Genomic DNA, 19,323 nt, shown 5'->3' on the forward strand with positions numbered 1-19,323 from the left:
TCTCGGCCTGTTGCTCAGCTGGGGGGAGGCGGTGGGGATGGAGAGGCTGGAGCCCGGGGACCCTCTGCACGTCGGCGCGTACCGGCTGCTGGGGCGGCTCGGCGCCGGCGGCATGGGGCAGGTCTATCTGGCCCGGTCGGACCGGGGACGGACCGTCGCCGTGAAACTGGTCCGCGAGGAGCTGGCCGCGCGGGAGGAATTCCGGGCGCGGTTCCGGCAGGAGGTGCGGGCCGCGCGGCGGGTCGGCGGCCACTGGACGGCGCCCGTGCTCGACGCGGACACCGAGGCCGCCGTGCCCTGGGTCGCCACCGGGTACGTCGCCGGACCCAGCCTCCAGCAGGTCGTCGGCCACGACCACGGGCCGCTGCCGGAGCGCTCGGTCCGCGTCCTCGCGGCCGGACTCGCCCACGCGCTCAAGGACATCCACGCCGCCGGGATCGTCCACCGCGACCTCAAGCCGTCGAACATCCTGGTGACCATCGACGGCCCCCGCGTCATCGACTTCGGCATCGCCCGCGCGCTGGAGACCGTCACCGACAGCGGACTGACCAGCACCGGCGTGGTCGTCGGCTCACCCGGCTTCATGGCACCCGAGCAGGTCCGCGGCGACCGCGTCACGCCCGCCTGCGACGTCTTCTGCCTCGGCTCCGTCCTCGTCTACGCCGCCACCGGCGCCCTCCCCTTCGGCGGCGCCGACAGCGGCGTACCCGCCCTGATGTACCGCATCGCCCAGGAGGAACCCGACCTGGAGCGGGTCCCCGAGGGCATCGCCGACCTCGTCCGCGCCTGCCTCCGCAAGGACCCCACCGCCCGCCCCACCCTCGACGACGTCCTCGACCACACGGGCGCCCACGACACCGTCCTCGCCGGCCGCACCCGCGACCCCTGGCTCCCCAGCCCCCTGGTCGCCCAACTCGGCCGCCACGCGATCCAACTCCTGAACACGGAGAACCCGGAGCCGTCGGGAGCGCGGGATGGGCAGGGCGGGGGTGAGGGACCGGGCACACCCGGGACGCCTGGGGGCCCGGCGGGAGTCGCCGTATCCGGCGCACCCGGTGGGGCCGGCGCACCGGCCGGTGGTGTTGGAGCACCCGGCGGGGCCGCGGCACCGGGCGGTGGTGTTGGCGCATCCGGGGGGCCGGGCGCACCTGCCGGCTCCGGCGGGCCGACCGGCTCCGGTGGACCTGCCGGGTCCGGTGCGCCTGCCGGGGTCGGTGGACCGGTCGGCGTCGGCGCACTGGCCGGGGCGGGCGCACCCGGCGGGGTCGGTGGACCAGGCGCGTCCGGCGGCCCGAGTGGCCCGGTGGCACCGGGCACGCCCGGCGCACCCGGCGTCCCCGCACCGGGCACGCCCGCCGCGCCGGACGGGCTGAGAGCCCCGGGAACGAACGGCTCGGGCCCCGCGCCGCTGGACCACTTCCCCACCGTCACCGCAGGTCACCCCGCGGCTCCGAGCACGCCACCGCCCACGCACCCGGCGGCCCCGAACACGCCGCCCGCGCCGTCGGCTGCCCATGGCACCGTGCCCCCGGCAACCCCGGCCACGCCACCCGCACCCCCGGCCTACGGCGCCCCGCAGGCATCGCCGACGCCCGCCGCCCCGCCGTCCCCGAGCGCCCCGCACCACCAGGGATACGACCCCGCCCACCACGGATACGGCCACGCCCAGCACGGACCAGCCACCCCCCACCACGGCTACGGCTATCCCCAGCCCGCGCCAGGCACCCCCCAGCACGCCTACAGCGGCCCCGCCCCCCAGGGCTACGGCCACCCTCAGCAGCCCGGTCAGGGCTACCCGCCGCCGTACGGGCCCACGCCCTACAACCCGGCCCCGTCCCAGGAGCCGCCGCGCAGGAACGGCAAGGCGACCGCGTTGCTCGTGGCCGTGGCCGTGGTGGTGGCGCTGGGGGCGGGTGGGACGGTGTACGCCCTGATGAACGGCGGGGGCGAAGCCGACGCGTCCCCGTCGCCGACGCCGACCTCGTCCGCCGCGCCCACCACCCCGGGACCCACCGGCTCCGGCCAGGCGACGCCCTCCCCGTCGCCGTCCGCATCCGAAGAGGAGGACGGCGCGGTCCCGGCCGCGTACCTGGGGACCTGGGGGGCGACGATCGAGAACGCGGACGGGACGCACACCCGCCGGCTGACCATCCAGCAGGGCGAGCCGGGCGACACGGTGCTGTCGCTCACCGCGGACGGCGCCGACTACCACTGCGTCTTCGAGGCGGAGCTGACCGCCGAGCCGACGGGCGACGGGCCGCTGCGGATCGGCCCGTCCACGGTGACGGTCGGCGAACCGCGCTCCGCGTGCAGCCCCGGCCAGGCCACCGAGATCACCCTGCTGTCGGAGGACACCCTCCAGCGCGTGAACACGAGCACGGGGGAGAAGCTGACGTACACCCGTCAGTGAGCCCGGCCCGCCACGGTCGCCTCAGCGCGGCTCCGGCGGACGCTGGCGCGGCATGTTCGGACGGGCGGGCCCGGGCGGCAGGGGAAACCGGCCGTGCGTACCCGCCTGGTCCACGCGCGGCCCGGACGCGACCGTCGCCTGGATGCCCAGCGGCGCCGACCCGGTACGGAACTCCACCATCCAGTCGGCGGTCTCGGTGCGCACCAGCTCGGTCACGTCCTCGCAGAACCGCCGCAGCACGCCCAGGCACCGCTCGGCCGCCTCGCTCGCCGTCCCCTCGGTCGGCCCCAGCACCTCGCGCACACTCTCCGACGCCCAGTCGAACTGAAGTGCCTGCAACCTCCGCTGCACGGCCTGCGCGGTCGCCACGTCCCTTATCCACCCCGAGGTGACCCCGAAGAACCGGTCCACCCCCACGCACGCCACGGCGAGCAGCAGCGCGAGATACCCCCAGGGCGCGACCCCGCCGATCACCCCGGTCAGATCCAGCAGCGGCAGCGCGGCCCCCGCCACCGCGCCCGCCGCCGCACCCGTCCGCAGGGTCCGCGCGCCGCGCCGCTTCCAGACCCGGTCGGCGAGATACCAGGCCGCCGTGTCGAGCGCGCCGCGCTCCACCCACCGGTACAGCTCGTCCAGGCGCTGCGCGGGCTCCGCCCAGTCCCCGAGCGGAAACGCCCGCCCGGTCAGATCGCCCGGCCGCAGCCCGGCCGCCCCCTCACCCCGCCCGTCCTGAGGCGGACCCTCGGGCTGCATCTCCGGCTGACCCACCCGGCACTCCCTACTGACTCTGCGCACTGACTCTGCGCACCGACTCTGCGTGACGCCTGACGCTGATGACGGATGCTGATGACGGTTGCTGACGTGCCGGACCCTTCCTACCGCCCAATGGGTGGCGGGAGTGACCCTTTCATCGCTTTTCCGCCCGGAAGGGGGTCTTGGTCAGGTATACGCCACGGAGACAAGTCACTCGAAAGAGTGCCGGGGCGACGACCGCGCGGACCACGTAGGCTCGTGCCAGGTGGACCGAGTCCTACGAAAACAGGAGCTGATCGTGATTCCCGGTGGTGGCCAGCCCAACATGCAGCAGCTGCTCCAGCAGGCCCAGAAGATGCAGCAGGACCTGGCCCGCGCCCAGGAGGAGCTGGCGAACACGGAGGTCGACGGGCAGGCGGGCGGCGGCCTGGTGAAGGCGACGGTCACCGGCGCCGGCGAGCTGCGCGGCCTGGTCATCGACCCCAAGGCGGTGGACCCGGAGGACACCGAGACCCTCGCCGACCTGATCGTCGCGGCCGTCCACGCGGCCAACGAGAACGCGCAGACCCTCCAGCAGCAGAAGCTCGGCCCGCTCGCCCAGGGCCTGGGCGGCGGCGGCATCCCGGGCCTGCCCTTCTGACCTTCCGGTCCCCGCCCTGCCTTACGAAGACGAGGACGGGGCATCTACCGTACGTAGTGAAGGCACCCGAGGAAGGACGGCAGTCCGTTGTACGAAGGCGTGGTCCAGGACCTCATCGACGAGCTGGGTCGGCTGCCCGGCGTCGGTCCCAAGAGCGCCCAGCGGATCGCGTTCCACGTCCTCCAGGCGGAGCCGACGGACGTCCGCCGCCTCGCCCAGGCACTGCTCGAGGTGAAGGCGAAGGTCCGCTTCTGCGCGGTGTGCGGCAACGTCGCGCAGGAGGAACAGTGCGGGATCTGCCGCGATCCGCGCCGCGACCCCTCGGTGATCTGCGTCGTCGAGGAACCGAAGGACGTCGTGGCCATCGAGCGCACCCGCGAGTTCCGCGGTCGCTACCACGTCCTGGGCGGAGCGATCAGCCCGATCGAGGGTGTCGGCCCCGACGACCTGCGTATACGAGAACTTCTCGCGCGGTTGGCCGACGGGACGGTCACGGAGCTGATCCTGGCCACCGACCCGAACCTGGAGGGTGAGGCCACGGCCACGTACCTCGCCCGCATGATCAAGCCCATGGGCCTCAAGGTCACCCGCCTGGCCAGCGGCCTCCCGGTGGGTGGCGACCTGGAATACGCGGACGAGGTGACCCTCGGCCGCGCCTTCGAGGGGAGACGACTCCTAGATGTCTGACGCCACGCTGCACTCCACGACGCAGGACCCGGACGACTTCGCGGTCCAGATCGCGGACCAGATCGAAAGTTTCCTGGTGGCCGTCACGGAGGTCGCGAAGGGTGACGAACCGGACTCGGCGGTCCCCTTCCTCCTCCTGGAGGTCTCCCAGCTGCTGCTCGCCGGGGGCCGCCTCGGCGCGCACGAGGACATCGTCCCCGACGAGCGCTACGAGCCCGACCCGGGCCCCGAGCCGGACGTGGACGAACTCCGTGAGAACCTGGCCCGCTTGCTGGAGCCGATCGACGTCTACTCCGAGGTGTTCGACCCGTACGAGCCCCGCAAGGCCCCGGTGCCGGCCCGTATCTCGGATGACCTCACCGACGTCATCACCGACCTGCGCCACGGCATGGCCCACTACCGCGCGGGCCGCACCACGGAGGCCCTGTGGTGGTGGCAGTTCTCCTACTTCTCCAACTGGGGCGCGACGGCCTCGGCGACCCTGCGGGCCCTGCAGTCCGTGGTCGCCCACGTCCGCCTGAACCAGCCCCTGGAGGAACTGGACGGCCTCGACACCGACCAGGGCCTCGGCGACGACACCCTGGAGATCGAGGCGGGCCGCGTCATGGAACGGGAGATCCTGGGCCCGCTGGGCCTGGGGCCCGCGAAGAACTAGGCCCCGGACCCACCGGGCTGACCACTGGCACACGGACGGCGTCTGCCCGGAGAGCACCTGCACGATGGCGTCGACCGGGGCGTGGGGGCCGTGGCGGTCGCCGTGTGACCGGGCAGGATGTCGGTGCCCGGGAACGTGGAGTGACACAGGGCACATTTCCGCGTGACGGCAGTGCCCCTGGGCATGAGCCTCCTGGTCACGGGCGGCCGGGGCATCTCACGATGCGGTATCGCGGGGGTGGATTTCGGACGCTCGTTAGACTGAGCCGACCCGCAGTACACCGTCGTATATGCGGAAAGAACACACATCGAGCGAGGAGCGCACGTGGGCCTTGTCGTGCAGAAGTACGGAGGCTCCTCCGTAGCCGATGCCGAAGGCATCAAGCGCGTCGCCAAGCGGATCGTCGAAGCCAAGAAGAACGGCCACCAGGTGGTCGCCGTGGTTTCCGCGATGGGCGACACGACGGACGAGCTGATCGATCTCGCCGAGCAGGTTTCCCCGATCCCTGCCGGGCGCGAGCTCGACATGCTGCTGACCGCCGGAGAGCGGATCTCCATGGCTCTGCTGGCCATGGCGATCAAAAACCTGGGCCACTCCGCCCAGAGCTTCACCGGAAGCCAGGCAGGTGTCATCACCGACTCGGTCCACAACAAAGCGCGGATCATCGATGTCACGCCGGGCCGTATCCGGGACTCGCTGAACGAGGGCAACATCGCCATCGTCGCCGGGTTCCAGGGCGTCAGCCAGGACACCAAGGACATCACCACCCTCGGACGCGGCGGGTCCGACACCACCGCCGTCGCCCTCGCCGCGGCGCTCGACGCCGAGGTGTGCGAGATCTACACGGACGTCGACGGTGTGTTCACCGCCGACCCGCGCGTGGTGAAGAAGGCCCGGAAGATCGACTGGATCTCGTTCGAGGACATGCTCGAGCTGGCCAGCTCCGGGTCCAAGGTGCTGCTCCACCGCTGTGTGGAGTACGCCCGTCGCTACAACATCCCGATCCACGTCCGCTCCAGCTTCAGCGGGCTGCAGGGCACGTGGGTCAGCAGCGAGCCGATCAACCAAGGGGACAAGCAGGTGGAGCAGGCCATCATCTCCGGTGTCGCGCACGACACCTCCGAGGCCAAGATCACGGTCGTCGGCGTGCCCGACAAGCCGGGCGAGGCCGCCGCCATCTTCCGCACGATCGCCGATGCCGAGATCAACATCGACATGGTCGTGCAGAACGTGTCCGCCGCGTCGACCGGCCTGACGGACATCTCCTTCACGCTCCCGAAGACCGAGGGCCGCAAGGCCATGGACGCGCTGGAGAAGAACCGCTCCGGCATCGGCTTCGACTCGCTGCGCTACGACGACCAGATCGGCAAGATCTCGCTGGTCGGCGCGGGTATGAAGACCAACCCGGGCGTGACGGCCGCGTTCTTCGAGGCGCTCAGCGACGCCGGCGTGAACATCGAGCTGATCTCCACCTCCGAGATCCGTATCTCGGTGGTCACCCGCAAGGACGACGTGCCCGAGGCGGTCCGCGCCGTGCACACCGCGTTCGGGCTGGACTCGGACAGCGACGAGGCCGTCGTGTACGGAGGCACCGGACGATGACCGGCAGGCCGACGCTCGCGGTCGTGGGAGCGACCGGGGTCGTCGGCGAGGTCATACTCCGGATGCTGTCCCAGCGGGCGGACATCTGGGGCGAGATCCGGCTTCTCGCCTCGCCGCGCTCGGCCGGCCGCAAGCTGGCCGTGCGCGGTGCGGAGGTCGAGGTCGCGGCCCTGTCGGAGGAGGCCTTCGACGGGGTCGACATCGCCATGTTCGACGTGCCCGACGAGGTGTCCGCGCGGTGGGCGCCGATCGCCGCCGCCAAGGGCGTGGTCGTCGTCGACGGCTCCGCCGTCTTCCGGATGGACCCGGAGGTGCCGCTGGTCGTCCCCGAGGTCAACCCGCACGCGGTGCGCGTCCGGCCGCGCGGGATCGTGGCAGGCCCGCACTGCACCACCCTGTCGACGATCGTCGCGCTGGGCGCGCTGCACGCCGAGTTCGGGCTGCGCGAGCTGGTGGTGTCGTCGTACCAGGCGGTCAGCGGGGCGGGGCGGGCCGGGGTGCAGACGCTGCGCGAGCAGCTGTCCCTGGTGGCCGGCACCGAACTGGGCACCGGACCGGGCGATCTGCGCCGTGCGGTCGGCGACCGGACCGGGCCGTTCCCGGAGCCGGTCGCGCTGAACGTGGTGCCGTGGGCCGGGGAGCCGCGCGAGGACGGCTGGTCGTCCGACGAGCTGGCCCTGCGCGACGAGACCCGCAAGATCCTCGGGCTGCCGCGGCTGCCGGTCGCGGTGACCTGTGTGCGGGTGCCGGTGGTCACCGGGCACGCGCTCACCGTCCACGCCGGCTTCGAGAACGAGGTCACGGTCGACCGGGCCCGGGAGATCCTGGCCACCGCGCCGGGCGTGGTGCTCTACGACAACCCGGCGGCCGGGGAGTTCCCGACGCCCGCCGACGTGGTGGGCACCGATCCGACCTGGGTCGGCCGGGTGCGCCGGGCACTGGACGATCCGACGGCGCTGGAGCTGTTCGTCTGCGCGGACAACCTGCGCAAAGGCGCGGCACTGAACACCACGCAGATCGCCGAACTGGTGGCGGCGGAGTTTTCGTGAGAGCTTCCGCTCACGGAAAATCTCACGGCGGCGGCCTGAACCGTTTGTAGGATCGGCGTAAGAGAATTCCTCCCCGCCCTCCGCAACCAAGCGGAGGGCGGGGAGCGTCTATGCGGTCACCCTTCCGGGGTGGGGGGCACCGTGAACGAGGCGTGGGGACGCGTCGTTCGTATGGAACACAGGGAAGAGCGGGACGCATGAGGGCATTCGGGGCACCGTCGGCTGTGCTGCCTGGCGCGAGAGCGAACGTGACGCTCGGCACGTACAACCCTCACGGGGGTGAACACGTCCAACTGGCGTGGCAGAGGTTCTCGACATTCCCGTGGCGACGCCCGGCACGGCCCTACGGCCGGCCCGTCGGCCGCAGCGCACCCGCATGCCCGGCGCGGCCGGCGGCATGCCGGTGATCGCGCCCATGCCCGCAGCGCGGCCCGCCCGCATACCCAGCCAGCGTGACGGCGCCGAGTACGCCGAGGAGACGGTGGCCGCCGGTACCACCGTCGACCATCTGACCGAGACCTATCGCGCGCACTACCGCTCGCTGCTGGGACTCGCCGCCCTTCTGCTCGACGACACCGCCTCCTGCGAGGACGTGGTCCAGGAGGCGTTCATCCGCGTCCACTCCGCGCGCAAGCGCGTCCGCGACCCGGAGAAGACGCTCGCCTACCTGCGGCAGACGGTCGTCAACCTGTCCCGCTCGACCCTGCGCCGCCGTATCCTCGGCCTGAAGCTGCTCTCCAAGCCGATGCCGGACATGGCGAGCGCGGAGGAGGGCGCCTACGACCAGCTGGAGCGCCGCGACCTCATCAAGGCGATGAAGGGCCTCCAGCGCCGCCAGCGCGAGGTTCTGGTGCTGCGCTACTTCGCGGACATGACCGAGGCGCAGGTCGCCGAGACCCTCGGCATATCGCTCGGCTCGGTGAAGGCGTACGGCTCCCGCGGCATCGCGGCGCTGCGGGTGGCGATGGGGGCGGGGGCGCCGGCATGACAGGCCCCGAGGAACGGGGACGCCGCGAGCCGGGCGTCCCGCACGAGCCGTACGAGACCCGTGACCCGACCGAGGCGGCGGCCGGGGCGGCCGGGACGCCCGACGCGGCGTCCGAGGCGACGCCCGGCACCGCCGCAGCGCATGAGCAAGAGCCGAACCAACCGCACGCTGGGAACGGAACTGTGAACCACGGCCCCGACGACCAGGGCCCCGACGGGCTCGACTCGGACGAGCTGGCACTGCGCAGGCTGCTGCACGGCGCGGTGGACGACCTCGAGCCGCGCGACGGCACGCTGGAGCACCTGCGGCGGGCGGTGCCCGCCCGGCGGGCGCGCAAGCGGCAGGCCGTCGTCGGCATCGCCGCCGCCGCGCTCTTCGTCGGTACCGCCGTACCGGCCCTGGTGCACGTCTCCAACGCCACCGGAAGCGACGCCAACCCCTCCATCGCCGGCCACGGCTCCCAGGCCCAGGGCGGCACCAGCGAGGGCAAGAGCACCGAGGGCACGGGCGAGAAGCCCGGCGGCGCCTCCGGCACGGTCGAGGAGAAGGACAAGGACGGCAAGAAGGAGCACGACAAGGGCAAGGGCGGCTCCACCGAGAGCGGCTCCGGCGACAGCGCCGACCCCTCCGCGCCCAGCTCCCAGGCCGCCGCCGCGTGCGCCGCCGACCAGCTCGGCGCCACCGGCGAGGCGTACGCCCCGGACTCCATGGGCACCGTCTACGGCACCTTCCGCATCACCAACATCTCCGGCGGCAGCTGTACCGTCAGCGGCCCCGGCACCCTGGTGCCGCTGGCCCAGGGCGCGGCCGACCCGGCGAAGATCGGCCAGGCCCGCCATGTCGCCGGCGACGCGGCGACCGGCCTGCCCGACCCCTCCGCCGAGGTGGGACAGCTGGTGCTGCTGCCGGGGGCGGCGTACGAGGTGAGGTTCGCCTGGGTGCCGTCCGAGCCCTGCCCCACGAACAACGGCGGCGGCGACAACGGCGGCACCGGCGGCCCCGAGCCGACCCCCGACCCGACGCCCACCGAGACCAGCGGTACGACCCCCGAGGGCACCTCCACGGGCGGCGACACCGGCACGACCACCCAGCTGGTGACGGAGGACGGCGTGACCGACGGCAGCGTCGCCGTCTCCTACACCGCCGAGGCGGGCGTCTCGACCGGCGCGACGGTGCCGAACGCGTGCGCGGGGACGGTGTACTACACCGGGCTGCTGTCGGCGTCCTGAGGCCGCTGATTCCGCGTCCTGAGTCCGCTGTGTCCCGGTCCGGCCCCTTCCGCGGGGGCCGGACGGGTCAGCCGCCGGACGGGCCGGCGGCGCCGCTGGGGGTGGCGGCGGGCGTCTCGTTCGTGACGCTCTCGCTCTCCTCCGGCAGGATGCCCAGTTCCGCGTCGCGGGCGAACTCGATCTCGCGGCGCAGCAGCCGGAACCACATGAAGACGACGAAGCCGGCGAAGACGAACCACTCGCCGGTGTAGCCGAGGTTCTGGAACGCCTTCAGGTCGAGACCGGTGTCGGGGGTCGCCGCCACGGGCACCGCCCGCATCCCGGAGTCGCCCTCGTTCAGCGTGACCCAGGCGTCGTGGACGTCGTACGGCACCAGGTTGACCAGGGAGGCCGCGCTGATCGCGGCGGTCTGCCCGGCCGGCAGGCCGCCCGCCGCGCTGACCCCGTTCTCGCCGGGGTTCTCGGACGGCTGGAGCGCCCCGGTGACGGTGACCTTCCCGGACGGCGGGGCGGGCGCCTTCGCCGGGTCGGCGGTGCCCGGCAGCCAGCCGCGCGCGACCGGAACGGCCTTGCCGTCGTCGGTGCGCAGCAGCGTCAGCACGTAGAAGCCGCGCTTGCCGTCCAGCTCCCGGTCGGGGACCAGGAGCTGCTCGCCGTAGGTGCCGGTCGCCGTGGTCTGCTTGCCCGCGGTCGCCTTGTCGACCGGCAGCAGCTCGGTCAGGGGGCGGGGTGCCTCGCGCCGGCTCTGCGCGGCCTGTTCGCTCGCGCCGCGATGGCTGTCGACGCGGTCCTCGAACCGGCCCAGCTGCCACGACCCCATGAACACGCAGAAGGGGATGGCGAGCAGCACGAAGACGTTGATGCCCCACCAGCGGGGCGTCAGCAGAAACCGGTACACGCCTCAACGGTACGGGGGCGGCGGCGCGGGCCCGCCGCTGGGGTCGGGCCCGTCGCCGGGGTCGGGCCCGGACGTCCGTCCACAGGCCTGGTGGGGAGGTTTTCCACAGGCTGGGGGCCGTGTCAGCGGATTGTCGGCGCGGGCGTGCAGTATGGGCTCATGACTGAGAGCAACGGGGTCGCCGCGCCGGAGCGGGCCGAGGACATGCCGGACTGGGAGAAGCGCTTCAGGGCGCCGCGGGTGTCACTGCCCGACTGGGCGCTGGACGCGCCGGACCGCTCCCTGTTCGTGTCGAACGCGACGGGGACGTACGAGCTGTATGCCTGGGACCGGGCGACCGGCGAGCAGCGCCAGGTCACCGACCGGCCCAACGGCACGACGGACGGGGTTCTCTCCCCGGACGGCGCCTGGATCTGGTGGTTCGACGACAAGGACGGCGACGAGTTCGGGATCTGGCGCCGCCAGCCCTTCCACGGCGGCGAGGACGAGCCGGCGATCCCCGGCCTGGACCCCTCCTACCCGGCGGGCCTGGCCCTCGGTCGCGACGGCCGTACGGCGGTGGTCGGCCGCTCCACCGACGAGGACGGCACCACGATCCACCTGGCCCGCGAGGGCGAGGCACCGGTGGAGATCTACCGGCACCGCGAGTCCGCGGGCGTCGGCGACCTCTCGCACGACGGCACGCTGATCGCCGTCGAGCACACCGAGCACGGCGACGCCATGCACGCGGCGCTGCGCGTGCTGCGCCCCGACGGCACCACGGTCGCCGAGCTGGACGACACCAAGGACGGCACGCGCGAGCTGGGCCTTGAGGTGCTGGGCTTCGCCCCGGTGGACGGCGACACCCGGCTGCTCATCGGCCACCAGCGCCGAGGCCGCTGGGAGCCGCTGGTGTGGGACGTGGCCACGGGGGAGGAGGCCGACCTCGCCCTGGAGCTGCCCGGCGACGTGGGCGCCGAGTGGTTCCCGGACGGCTCGGCCCTGCTCGTCTCGCACAGCTACGAGGCCCGCAGCGAGCTGTTCCGGTACGACCTCGCCACCCGCCGCCTGGAGAGGATCCCCACCCCGCCCGGCACGGTCTCCGGCGCCACGCCCCGCCCGGACGGCAGCGTGGAGTACCTGTGGTCGTCGGCCGCGGAGCCGTCCGCGGTGCGCTCCACGCGCGGCGGTGTCGTCCTCGACCCGCCGGGCATGAAGTCGCCGGGCTCGGTCCCGGTCGAGGACGTCTGGGTCGAGGGGCCCGGCGGCCGTATCCACGCCCTGGTGCAGAAGCCGGCCGGCGCGACCGGCCCGCTCCCCACCGTCTTCGACATCCACGGTGGCCCCACCTGGCACGACAGCGACTCCTTCGCCGCCGGCCCCGCCGCCTGGGTGGACCACGGGTACGCGGTCGTCCGCGTCAACTACCGCGGCTCCACCGGCTACGGCCGCGCCTGGACCGACGCCCTGAAGCACCGGGTGGGCCTCATCGAGCTGGAGGACATCGCCGCGGTCCGCGAGTGGGCGATCTCCTCCGGCCTCGCCGACCCGAGGCGCCTGATCCTCACCGGCGGCTCCTGGGGCGGCTACCTCACCCTCCTCGGCCTCGGCACCCAGCCGGACTTCTGGACCCTCGGCATCGCCGCCGTCCCCGTCGCGGACTACGTCACCGCGTACCACGACGAGATGGAGGCCCTGAAGGCCATGGACCGCACCCTCCTCGGCGGCACCCCCGAGGAGGTCCCCGAGCGCTTCGAGGCCTCGTCCCCGATCACCTACGTCGACCAGGTCAAGGCCCCCGTCTACATCTCCGCCGGCGTCAACGACCCCCGCTGCCCCATCCGGCAGATCGAGAACTACGTCAAGCGCCTGGAGGCCCGCGGCGCGGTCCACGAGGTGTACCGCTACGACGCCGGTCACGGCTCGCTGGTGGTGGACGAGCGCATCAAGCAGGTCAGACTGGAACTCGACTTCGCCGAGCGCCACTTGAGTATGGTCACCGACTGACGCCGGGGCGAGGGGGCGGTGCTCCCGGCACGGGCGGGGCTCACGTCCCCGCCCGCTGCCGGCTGCGCCGCCCCAGCAGCTCCGCCAGCCCCCGCCGCGTCGCCGCGAGGACGACACGGTCGCCGTCCTTGAGGACATAGCCGTCGGGCAGGTCCCAGACCAGCCTCGACGGCCGTCCGGCGACGGAGGCCTCACCGTCCTCGTCGGCGCCGTCCCCCACCGGCCCGGTGTCCAGCGCCAGCACCCGCCACCAGCCCGGCCGGAACGCCTCCGCCACCGTGCGCCCCTCCAGCCGCGGATGTCCGCCCACGTCCACGGCGGCGAACAGCAGCACTCGCCGCTCCACCGGGATCGCCCCCAGGATCTGCCGCCCGAACATCGCCCCGGCGAACGCGGGCGCCGCCAGATGGGACACGCTCCGGCTGCGGGTGAGCGCGTGCGGGTGCGCGGCCCGCAGGGTGCGGTACACCGCGGTCGCGAAGTCGTCGTCGTACAGCCGCAGCACCACCCGCAGATCGGGCCGCACCGAGCGGGCGTACAGCGCGGCCTCCAGGTTCGTGGTGTCCGCGCTGGTCACCGCGAGCAGCGCGTGCGCCCGATGGATCTTGGCGGCCTCCAGCACACCCTCCTGGGTGACGTCGCCCAGCACCACCGGCACCCGCAGCCGCCGCGCCGTGGCGAGCCCGCGGGCCTCCGGGTCGGACTCCACGCACACCACCGGGATGTGCAGCTCCCGCAGCCGGGTCAGCACCCGGGTGCCGATCTTGCCCAGCCCGAGCAGCACCACGTGCCCGCCGAGCCCGCGCGGCGGCTTGCGCAGCGCGGACGCGCTCCGGAAGGTGCCGAGGCCCTCCAGCACCGCGGCCAGCAGCACCGGCAGCAGCAGCAACCCGACCAGCCCGGACAGTAGTTGCAGCACCTGCCGGGCGGTGGACTCCTTCAGCGCGGGCTCGTTGATCGCGAAGAGGTCGAGGAGGGTCACGTAGGTGGCGTGCAGCAGATGCGAGCCGGTCACCACCTTCAGCGCCACGGCGAGCCCGATCACACACGCCACCAGCCCGAACAGCGACCATCGCAGCCGCCGGGAGAACAGCGAGCCGAACGGCAGCGCGCCGCCGCGCCGGGCGCCGTGGGCGGGGCCGGTGTAGGACACCTGCTCCAGGACGACCGCGCCCCGCCCGGTGGCGGCGCGGACCGTCGCGGCGTCCGGCAGGAGCTGCGGCCCCTGCTCCCCGCTGCCCTCCGAACCGTCCGCGCCGGCCGGGTCGTTGCTGGTCGCGGAGAGCAGCGCCAGGGTGGCCAGTCCCGGGTCGGCGACCTCGCCGGGAGCGGGCGGCTGGCGCTCCACCGCCCGCAGCAGCAGCCCCTCGGTCTGGACGACCTTGCTGGTGCCGGCCAGGGCGGTGGCGGCGAGCGCGGGCGCGGCGGTGTCGGCGTCGGACAGGACGGTCGTGGAGGCGTCGAAGCCGCCGGCCCCGTCGCCGAGGGCCAGGGTGGCGGCCTGGTCGAGCAGGTCCTCGATGTGCTGGCCGAGCCGCCGGTTGTAGAGGCGGAGCACGAGCCGCAGCCGGTGGTTGAGGCGGCGGGCGGCGAGCGCGGCGCGGATGTTGGTCTCGTCGTCGTCGTACACCAGGGCCAGCGCGGCGGCCCGCTGCACGCCCGCCTCGGCGAGTACGGCCTCCGTCAACTCGGTGGCCTGGATGACGCGTTCGGCCCCGGCCGTCTCGGAGCCGCCCGCGCTCGCGCCTCCTCCGTTGCCGTTTCCGTTGCCGCGGCCCACCGCGGCGTTCACCATGTCGAGCAGCGCGGCGGAGGCGGCGCGGGCCCGGCCGACGACGGGCTGGCGCACCCGGCGGCCGGAGGGCGGGACGACGAGCGTGACCTGTTCGCCGTAGACGATCCGCAGTTCGGCCACGAGCCGGTGCGCGAGCCCGTCGTCGCCGCACACCACCATGTGCGCGGTCGCGTCACCCGGCGGAACCTGATTCGGAACGCTCCCCATATGAGGAAACACTGCCTCAATGGGGCTGGTGGTTCCAGAAACTGACTGAACGTCGGTTCGGCTTCCGACGTACTGACCCACGTGGCCGACCCCACCGACACCGCCGACACCACCGACCCCACCGAGACCACCGAGACCGCCCGCACTCGCCTCGACTCCTCCCTCCTGCTCGCCCTCCTCCTGCCCCTGCTGCTCCTCGCCGAGGGCCCCGTCCGCCGTCTCCTGGCCGCGCCGGTGCTGCAGAGCTGGACGACGGTGTTCGTGGCGGTGGTCGTGCAGGCGCTGCCCTTCCTGGTGCTCGGGGTGCTGCTGTCGGCGGCGATCGCCGTCCTCGTACCGCCGTCCTTCTTCGCCCGCGCCCTGCCGGGCCGGCCGGCGGCGGCCGTGCCGGTCGCGGGCCTCGCGGGGGCGGTGCTGCCGGGCTGCGAGTGCGCCTCGGTGCCGGTGGCGGGCGCGCTGATGCGCCGGGGCGTCACCCCGGCCGCCGCGCTGGCGTTCCTGCTGTCCGCGCCCGCGATCAATCCCGTCGTCCTCACCGCGACGGCGGTCGCCTTCCCCGGCGCGCCGGAGATGGTGGCCGCCCGGTTCGCGGCCGGACTGCTCGCGGCGTGCGCGATGGGCTGGCTGTGGCAGCGGCTCGGCCGCGCCGACTGGCTGCGCCCGCCGTCCCGGCCGGAGTACGAGGGTCGGGGGCGGGGCGAGGCCTTCTGGGGGTCGGTGCGCCACGACGTGCCGCACGCGGGCGGCTTCCTGGTGCTCGGCGCGGCGGCTGCCGCCACGCTGAAGGCGGTGGTGCCGGAGGGCTGGCTGCGCGCGGCGGCCGGGAACCCGGTGGTGGCGGTGCTCGCCCTCGCCCTGCTGGCCGTGGTGCTGTCGATCTGCTCGGAGGCGGACGCGTTCGTGGCGGCGTCCCTGACGCACTTCAGCCCGACCGCCCGGCTGGCGTTCCTGGTCGTCGGCCCGATGGTCGACCTGAAGCTGATCGCGATGCAGTCGGCCGTCTTCGGCCGGGGTTTCGCGCTGCGGTTCGCGCCCGCCACCTTCGCCGTCGCCGTGGGGTGCGCGGCGCTGACCGGGGCGGTGCTGCTGTGAGCCGGGCGGCGCAGACGGCGGTGCTGTTCCTGCTCGGCGCGGTGCTGCTGCACACCGGGGCCGGTGACACCTCCCTGCGCTATGTGAAGGAAGGGCTGCGCCCGCTGCTGCTCGCGTCCGGTGCCGTACTGATCGCGACGGCGGGGGCGACGGCGTGGTACGCGCGTAAGGAGGGTCGCGCGGCGCGGGCCCCGGGCCACGGCGCCCCAGGCCACAGCGCTCCGGACGACAGCGCGGCCCAGACCGCCCGCCACGCCACCGCCCACCCCGCCCCCCGCGTCTCCTGGCTGCTGCTCCTGCCCGTCCTCGCCCTCGTCCTCGTCGCCCCGCCCGCCCTGGGCTCGTACAGCGCCCTGCGCACCGGTACGGCCCTGCAACGCCCGCCCGCCTTCGCGCCGTTGCCGCCCGGCGACCCGGTCCGGCTGGGGCTCGCGGACTACGCGGCCCGCGCGGTCTACGACGACAGCCGCTCCCTCGACGGCCGGCGTGTCCGCGTCACCGGCTTCGTGGCGGTCGGCCGCGACGGTACGCCGTATCTGGTCCGGATGACCCTCAACTGCTGTGCCGCGGACGCCCAGCCGGTCAAGGTCGCCCTCACCGGCCGGGTCCCGCCGGTCCTGGACCCCGACGGCTGGCTGGAGGTCACCGGCACCGCCACCGGCCGCCGCGCGGCGGACCCCGTCAACGGACGCCCCGTGCCGTACCTGGAGGTCGACCGCGCCCGCCCGGTCCCGGCACCCCGCGATCCCTACGACGACGGGGCCCTGTGAGCCGACGGGCCCTGTGAGCCGACGGACCCGGTGAGCCGATGGTCCCGGTGAGCCGACGGGCTCAGTGCACGGACAGCCCGCCGTCCACGAACAGCGACTGCCCGGTGACGTACGCGGACGCACGGCTCGCCAGGAACACCGCCGCGCCCGCGAAGTCCTCGGCGAGGCCGTTGCGGCCGATCATCGTGCGGGCGGCGAGTTCGGCGACCTTGGCGGGGTCGGAGGACAGCCGCTCGTTGAGCGGGGTCATCACGAAGCCCGGCACGAGCGTGTTGCAGGTGACGCCGTACGGCGACCAGGCCTCCGCCTGCGACCGGGCCAGCGCCTCCAGACCGCCCTTGGACACCCCGTACGCGCCGCTCTGCACGAACGCCCGGTGCGCCTGCTGCGAGCTGATGTGGATGATCCGCCCGAAGCCGCGCTCGGCCATGCCGGGCCCGAACCGCTGCCCGAGCAGGAACGGGGCCTCCAGGTTGACGGCGAGGATGGCGTCCCAGACGTCGTCACCGAGTTCGCCGAGCGGCGGACGCAGATTGATCCCCGCGGAGTTCACCAGGATGTCCGGCTCCCCGAAGACGGCGGCGGCCTCCTCCGCGGCAGCCCGCACACCCTCCCGGGTGCGGAGATCCGCGCTGACCCAGCCGGCCCGGCAGCCGTCGGCGGTCAGCTCGTCCACGGTTTCGGCCAGCTGCTCCTCGCGCCGCGCCACGACCACGACCCGTGCCCCGGCCCGCGCCAGCGCCCCGGCCACGGCCCGTCCGATGCCGGAGCTGCCCCCGGTGACCACGGCGACCCGGCCGTCCAGCGAGAACAGGTCGGACAGATAGGTCTGCGAGCTCATGTGCGCACCCCCGGATCGACGGACATCTGCCGTCAACCTACGCCGGGGATTCAGGGCGGTGCCGACCGGGCAGTCCAGCGATGACATCCACCCGCTCACGACCGCACTGGAGGACGCGTGAAGGTCTCCGTCGACCCCGACCTCTGCTACGGCTCCGGCGACTGCGTCTACCGCGCGCCGCACGTCTTCACCGTGGTGGACGGTTTCGGAGCCGTCCTGCCGGGCCGAGAGGAGCCCGGCGACGACCCGAGGGTCCGCGAGGCGGCCGAGGGCTGCCCGTCCCAGGCGATCAGCCTCACCGAGTGACGGGCCAGCGCCACCCGCTGTCGGCCAGCGCCCGCGCCCTGGCCGCAGCCACCGCCATCCGGGCCGCACGCTCCACCGGGTCCGCGTGGGCGGGCCGGCCGGTGACCTGCCCCTCCCACTTGCGGTAGAGCAGGCCGGGCTCGTGGGTGAACCAGCCGCGGCTGACCGCGTCCAGGGCGAGGAGCAGGCCGGTGTCCTCGGAGGCGGGCAGGGCCATCCAGCCGCCGAGCGCGAGCAGCAGGTCGCGGCGGGCGCAGAGGGAGGCCGGGTGCACGGGCGGGCGGTGGCCGTCGGCCGACCAGCGGGCGAGGACGGTGCCGGGTTCGAGGGGGCCCTCGTCGGGGTCGCCGGGGAACGCGGCGGTGGAGCCGTCGGGCAGGAGGTCGAGGACGCGGGAGGTGGCCCAGCCGAGCGTGGGGTCCGCCTCCAGGGCGGCGAGGTCGCGGGCGAGCGCGCCGGGGGTGAGCCGGTCGTCGGCGTCGAGGACCTTCACGTACTCCCCGTCGGCGCGCGCGAGCGCGAGGGTGCGGGCGACCCCGGGCCCGCCGGGGCGGCCCTGGCGGAAGGAGACCCGCGGGTCGTCGGGCACGTGGGGGCGGACCCGGTCGCTCTCGCCGTCCTCCTGGATCAGCCACCGCCACTCCCACCCGGCGGGCAGCCGCTGGTCGCGCAGTGACGCGTAAGCCTCGGGCAGGAACCGCGCCGACGGGGCGTGCACGGCGGTGACGACGATGACGCGCCCGCTCACGGCGGCGCTCACCACCTTTCGAGTCGGGTCGTGAAACGCAGCTCCGTGCGGTCGCCGGGCAGCGTGCAGAAGGCGACGTCGACGACGCGGTCGTGGATGTCGTACGACGTCTTGCGCAGCGTGATCACCGGCGTGCCCGGGGAGAGGGCCAGGTCACGGGCCTCCTCGGGGGTCGGGGCGCGGGCGGTGACGCGTTCCTCGACGCGGTCGACCTCGATGCCGACGGTGTGCAGCTGGCTCTGGGTGCCGCCCGGCCAGGGCTCGTTGGTCTCGTCCAGCAGATCGGGGTTGGCCTCGATCAGATCGCGGCGGAGGTAGGAGGTGACGAGGCTGAAGGGGGCGGGTTCGGAGGTGTGCCGGGTGCGGTAGGAGCGCTCCAGCAGGGGGGTGCCGGGCGGGACGCCGAACGCCTCGGCCAGCTCCGGCGTCGCCCGGGTCCGCCGGTAGGCCGCGTGGAACTCCAGGTCGTCGGTGGCCAGTCCGGTGTCGTACTCGGTGACCCCGTCACCCGCGCAGGCCGCGCGCGGCTGCCGGGCGCGGTCCTTCTCCCACTGGTGCCGGCTGTTGTCGCGGACGGCCGGGGTGCGGGCCGGCCGCCGTGGTACGTCCGTGGTCTTCTCGTACGCCTGGGACACGTCCCCAGCCTAGGCGGAACAGGATCATCCGC

The 19,323-nt window shown here is 73.9% G+C and carries 18 protein-coding genes; 12 read left to right on the forward strand and 6 right to left on the reverse strand.

From position 1 onward, the window contains the following. Positions 1 to 37: 37 nt before the first annotated feature. Positions 38 to 2,410, forward strand: coding sequence for a protein kinase (locus ACIG0D_RS32690; RefSeq protein WP_399808303.1), 2,373 nt, complete (start codon positions 38 to 40; stop codon positions 2,408 to 2,410). A 21-nt stretch (positions 2,411 to 2,431) separates the two neighbouring features. On the opposite strand, the gene ACIG0D_RS32695 is transcribed toward ACIG0D_RS32690, so the two are convergent. Then, entirely contained in the window at positions 2,432 to 3,178 is a 747-nt protein-coding gene (locus ACIG0D_RS32695) for an SLATT domain-containing protein (RefSeq protein ID WP_399808306.1), read from the reverse strand. Positions 3,179 to 3,461: 283 nt separating this feature from the next. Here ACIG0D_RS32695 and ACIG0D_RS32700 point away from each other — a divergent pair, with 283 nt between their 5' ends. The 7 genes from ACIG0D_RS32700 (at position 3,462) to ACIG0D_RS32730 (ending at position 10,013) form a co-directional block, all read left to right on the forward strand. After that, the gene (locus tag ACIG0D_RS32700) at positions 3,462 to 3,803 is read left to right on the forward strand and encodes a YbaB/EbfC family nucleoid-associated protein (RefSeq protein ID WP_166000830.1); all 342 of its coding nucleotides are present in this window, start codon (positions 3,462 to 3,464) and stop codon (positions 3,801 to 3,803) included. Between the two features lie 87 nt (positions 3,804 to 3,890). After that, a complete protein-coding gene (gene recR, locus ACIG0D_RS32705) occupies positions 3,891 to 4,490 on the forward strand; it encodes a recombination mediator RecR (RefSeq protein ID WP_351844681.1) in 600 nt (199 codons plus the stop codon). Next, on the forward strand, positions 4,483 to 5,145 hold the full coding sequence (locus ACIG0D_RS32710; RefSeq protein WP_399808309.1) for a DUF5063 domain-containing protein: 663 nt from the start codon (positions 4,483 to 4,485) through the stop codon (positions 5,143 to 5,145). The genes recR and ACIG0D_RS32710 overlap by 8 nt, the downstream gene beginning before the upstream one ends. Positions 5,146 to 5,469: 324 nt before the next feature. Further along, positions 5,470 to 6,747 carry an aspartate kinase gene (locus ACIG0D_RS32715; protein WP_399808311.1) on the forward strand — a complete coding sequence of 426 codons (1,278 nt, stop codon included), beginning with the start codon at positions 5,470 to 5,472 and terminating at the stop codon, positions 6,745 to 6,747. Next, positions 6,744 to 7,796, forward strand: a complete 1,053-nt coding sequence (locus ACIG0D_RS32720) for an aspartate-semialdehyde dehydrogenase (RefSeq protein ID WP_399808313.1) — start codon at positions 6,744 to 6,746, stop codon at positions 7,794 to 7,796. Before ACIG0D_RS32715 ends, ACIG0D_RS32720 begins: the two co-directional genes overlap by 4 nt. Before the next feature lie 298 nt (positions 7,797 to 8,094). After that, complete coding sequence (locus ACIG0D_RS32725) at positions 8,095 to 8,784, forward strand: SigE family RNA polymerase sigma factor (protein ID WP_399808316.1); 690 nt, start codon at positions 8,095 to 8,097, stop codon at positions 8,782 to 8,784. Next, positions 8,781 to 10,013: a hypothetical protein gene (locus ACIG0D_RS32730; RefSeq protein ID WP_399808318.1), complete on the forward strand. Its 1,233-nt coding sequence runs from the start codon at positions 8,781 to 8,783 to the stop codon at positions 10,011 to 10,013. Before ACIG0D_RS32725 ends, ACIG0D_RS32730 begins: the two co-directional genes overlap by 4 nt. Before the next feature lie 67 nt (positions 10,014 to 10,080). Here the strand turns inward: ACIG0D_RS32730 and ACIG0D_RS32735 are convergent, their stop codons facing one another. Next, positions 10,081 to 10,911, reverse strand: a complete 831-nt coding sequence (locus ACIG0D_RS32735; protein ID WP_399808321.1) for an SURF1 family protein — start codon at positions 10,909 to 10,911, stop codon at positions 10,081 to 10,083. A 159-nt stretch (positions 10,912 to 11,070) separates the two neighbouring features. Between ACIG0D_RS32735 and ACIG0D_RS32740 the strand changes: the two genes are divergently transcribed. After that, positions 11,071 to 12,897: a prolyl oligopeptidase family serine peptidase gene (locus ACIG0D_RS32740; RefSeq protein ID WP_399808323.1), complete on the forward strand. Its 1,827-nt coding sequence runs from the start codon at positions 11,071 to 11,073 to the stop codon at positions 12,895 to 12,897. A 40-nt stretch (positions 12,898 to 12,937) separates the two neighbouring features. Here ACIG0D_RS32740 and ACIG0D_RS32745 read toward each other — a convergent pair whose 3' ends face one another. Next, positions 12,938 to 14,851 (reverse strand): NAD-binding protein, encoded by a 1,914-nt coding sequence (locus tag ACIG0D_RS32745; protein ID WP_399808435.1) that lies wholly within the window; start codon positions 14,849 to 14,851, stop codon positions 12,938 to 12,940. A 213-nt stretch (positions 14,852 to 15,064) separates the two neighbouring features. Here ACIG0D_RS32745 and ACIG0D_RS32750 point away from each other — a divergent pair, with 213 nt between their 5' ends. Then, entirely contained in the window at positions 15,065 to 15,991 is a 927-nt protein-coding gene (locus ACIG0D_RS32750; RefSeq protein WP_399808438.1) for a permease, read from the forward strand. After that, the gene (locus ACIG0D_RS32755; RefSeq protein ID WP_399808325.1) at positions 15,988 to 16,761 is read left to right on the forward strand and encodes a TIGR03943 family putative permease subunit; all 774 of its coding nucleotides are present in this window, start codon (positions 15,988 to 15,990) and stop codon (positions 16,759 to 16,761) included. The genes ACIG0D_RS32750 and ACIG0D_RS32755 overlap by 4 nt, the downstream gene beginning before the upstream one ends. Positions 16,762 to 16,822: 61 nt before the next feature. Here ACIG0D_RS32755 and ACIG0D_RS32760 read toward each other — a convergent pair whose 3' ends face one another. Next, the gene (locus ACIG0D_RS32760; RefSeq protein ID WP_399808328.1) at positions 16,823 to 17,602 is read right to left on the reverse strand and encodes an SDR family NAD(P)-dependent oxidoreductase; all 780 of its coding nucleotides are present in this window, start codon (positions 17,600 to 17,602) and stop codon (positions 16,823 to 16,825) included. A gap of 117 nt (positions 17,603 to 17,719) precedes the next feature. Between ACIG0D_RS32760 and ACIG0D_RS32765 the strand changes: the two genes are divergently transcribed. Continuing rightward, on the forward strand, positions 17,720 to 17,908 hold the full coding sequence (locus tag ACIG0D_RS32765; protein WP_365759913.1) for a ferredoxin: 189 nt from the start codon (positions 17,720 to 17,722) through the stop codon (positions 17,906 to 17,908). On the opposite strand, the gene ACIG0D_RS32770 is transcribed toward ACIG0D_RS32765, so the two are convergent. Then, positions 17,898 to 18,656 (reverse strand): glycosyltransferase family 2 protein, encoded by a 759-nt coding sequence (locus ACIG0D_RS32770; protein ID WP_399808332.1) that lies wholly within the window; start codon positions 18,654 to 18,656, stop codon positions 17,898 to 17,900. The two genes, ACIG0D_RS32765 and ACIG0D_RS32770, sit on opposite strands and share 11 nt — an antisense overlap. Positions 18,657 to 18,664: 8 nt before the next feature. Continuing rightward, the gene (locus ACIG0D_RS32775; protein ID WP_399808335.1) at positions 18,665 to 19,291 is read right to left on the reverse strand and encodes a UTRA domain-containing protein; all 627 of its coding nucleotides are present in this window, start codon (positions 19,289 to 19,291) and stop codon (positions 18,665 to 18,667) included. Positions 19,292 to 19,323 lie beyond the last annotated feature (32 nt).

Source organism: Streptomyces sp. NPDC052773 (assembly GCF_044547145.1).
Lineage (GTDB): Bacteria > Actinomycetota > Actinomycetes > Streptomycetales > Streptomycetaceae > Streptomyces.

Excerpts from the sequence above, each read along its gene's own strand:
- ACIG0D_RS32730 (WP_399808318.1), top strand. The coding sequence starts at position 8,781 with ATGACAGGCCCCGAGGAACGGGGACGCCGCGAGCCGGGCGTCCCGCAC.
- ACIG0D_RS32720 (WP_399808313.1), top strand. The coding sequence starts at position 6,744 with ATGACCGGCAGGCCGACGCTCGCGGTCGTGGGAGCGACCGGGGTCGTC.
- ACIG0D_RS32710 (WP_399808309.1), top strand. The coding sequence starts at position 4,483 with ATGTCTGACGCCACGCTGCACTCCACGACGCAGGACCCGGACGACTTC.
- ACIG0D_RS32740 (WP_399808323.1), top strand. The coding sequence starts at position 11,071 with ATGACTGAGAGCAACGGGGTCGCCGCGCCGGAGCGGGCCGAGGACATG.
- ACIG0D_RS32760 (WP_399808328.1), bottom strand. The coding sequence starts at position 17,602 with ATGAGCTCGCAGACCTATCTGTCCGACCTGTTCTCGCTGGACGGCCGG.
- ACIG0D_RS32690 (WP_399808303.1), top strand. The coding sequence starts at position 38 with ATGGAGAGGCTGGAGCCCGGGGACCCTCTGCACGTCGGCGCGTACCGG.
- ACIG0D_RS32745 (WP_399808435.1), bottom strand. The coding sequence starts at position 14,851 with ATGGTGGTGTGCGGCGACGACGGGCTCGCGCACCGGCTCGTGGCCGAA.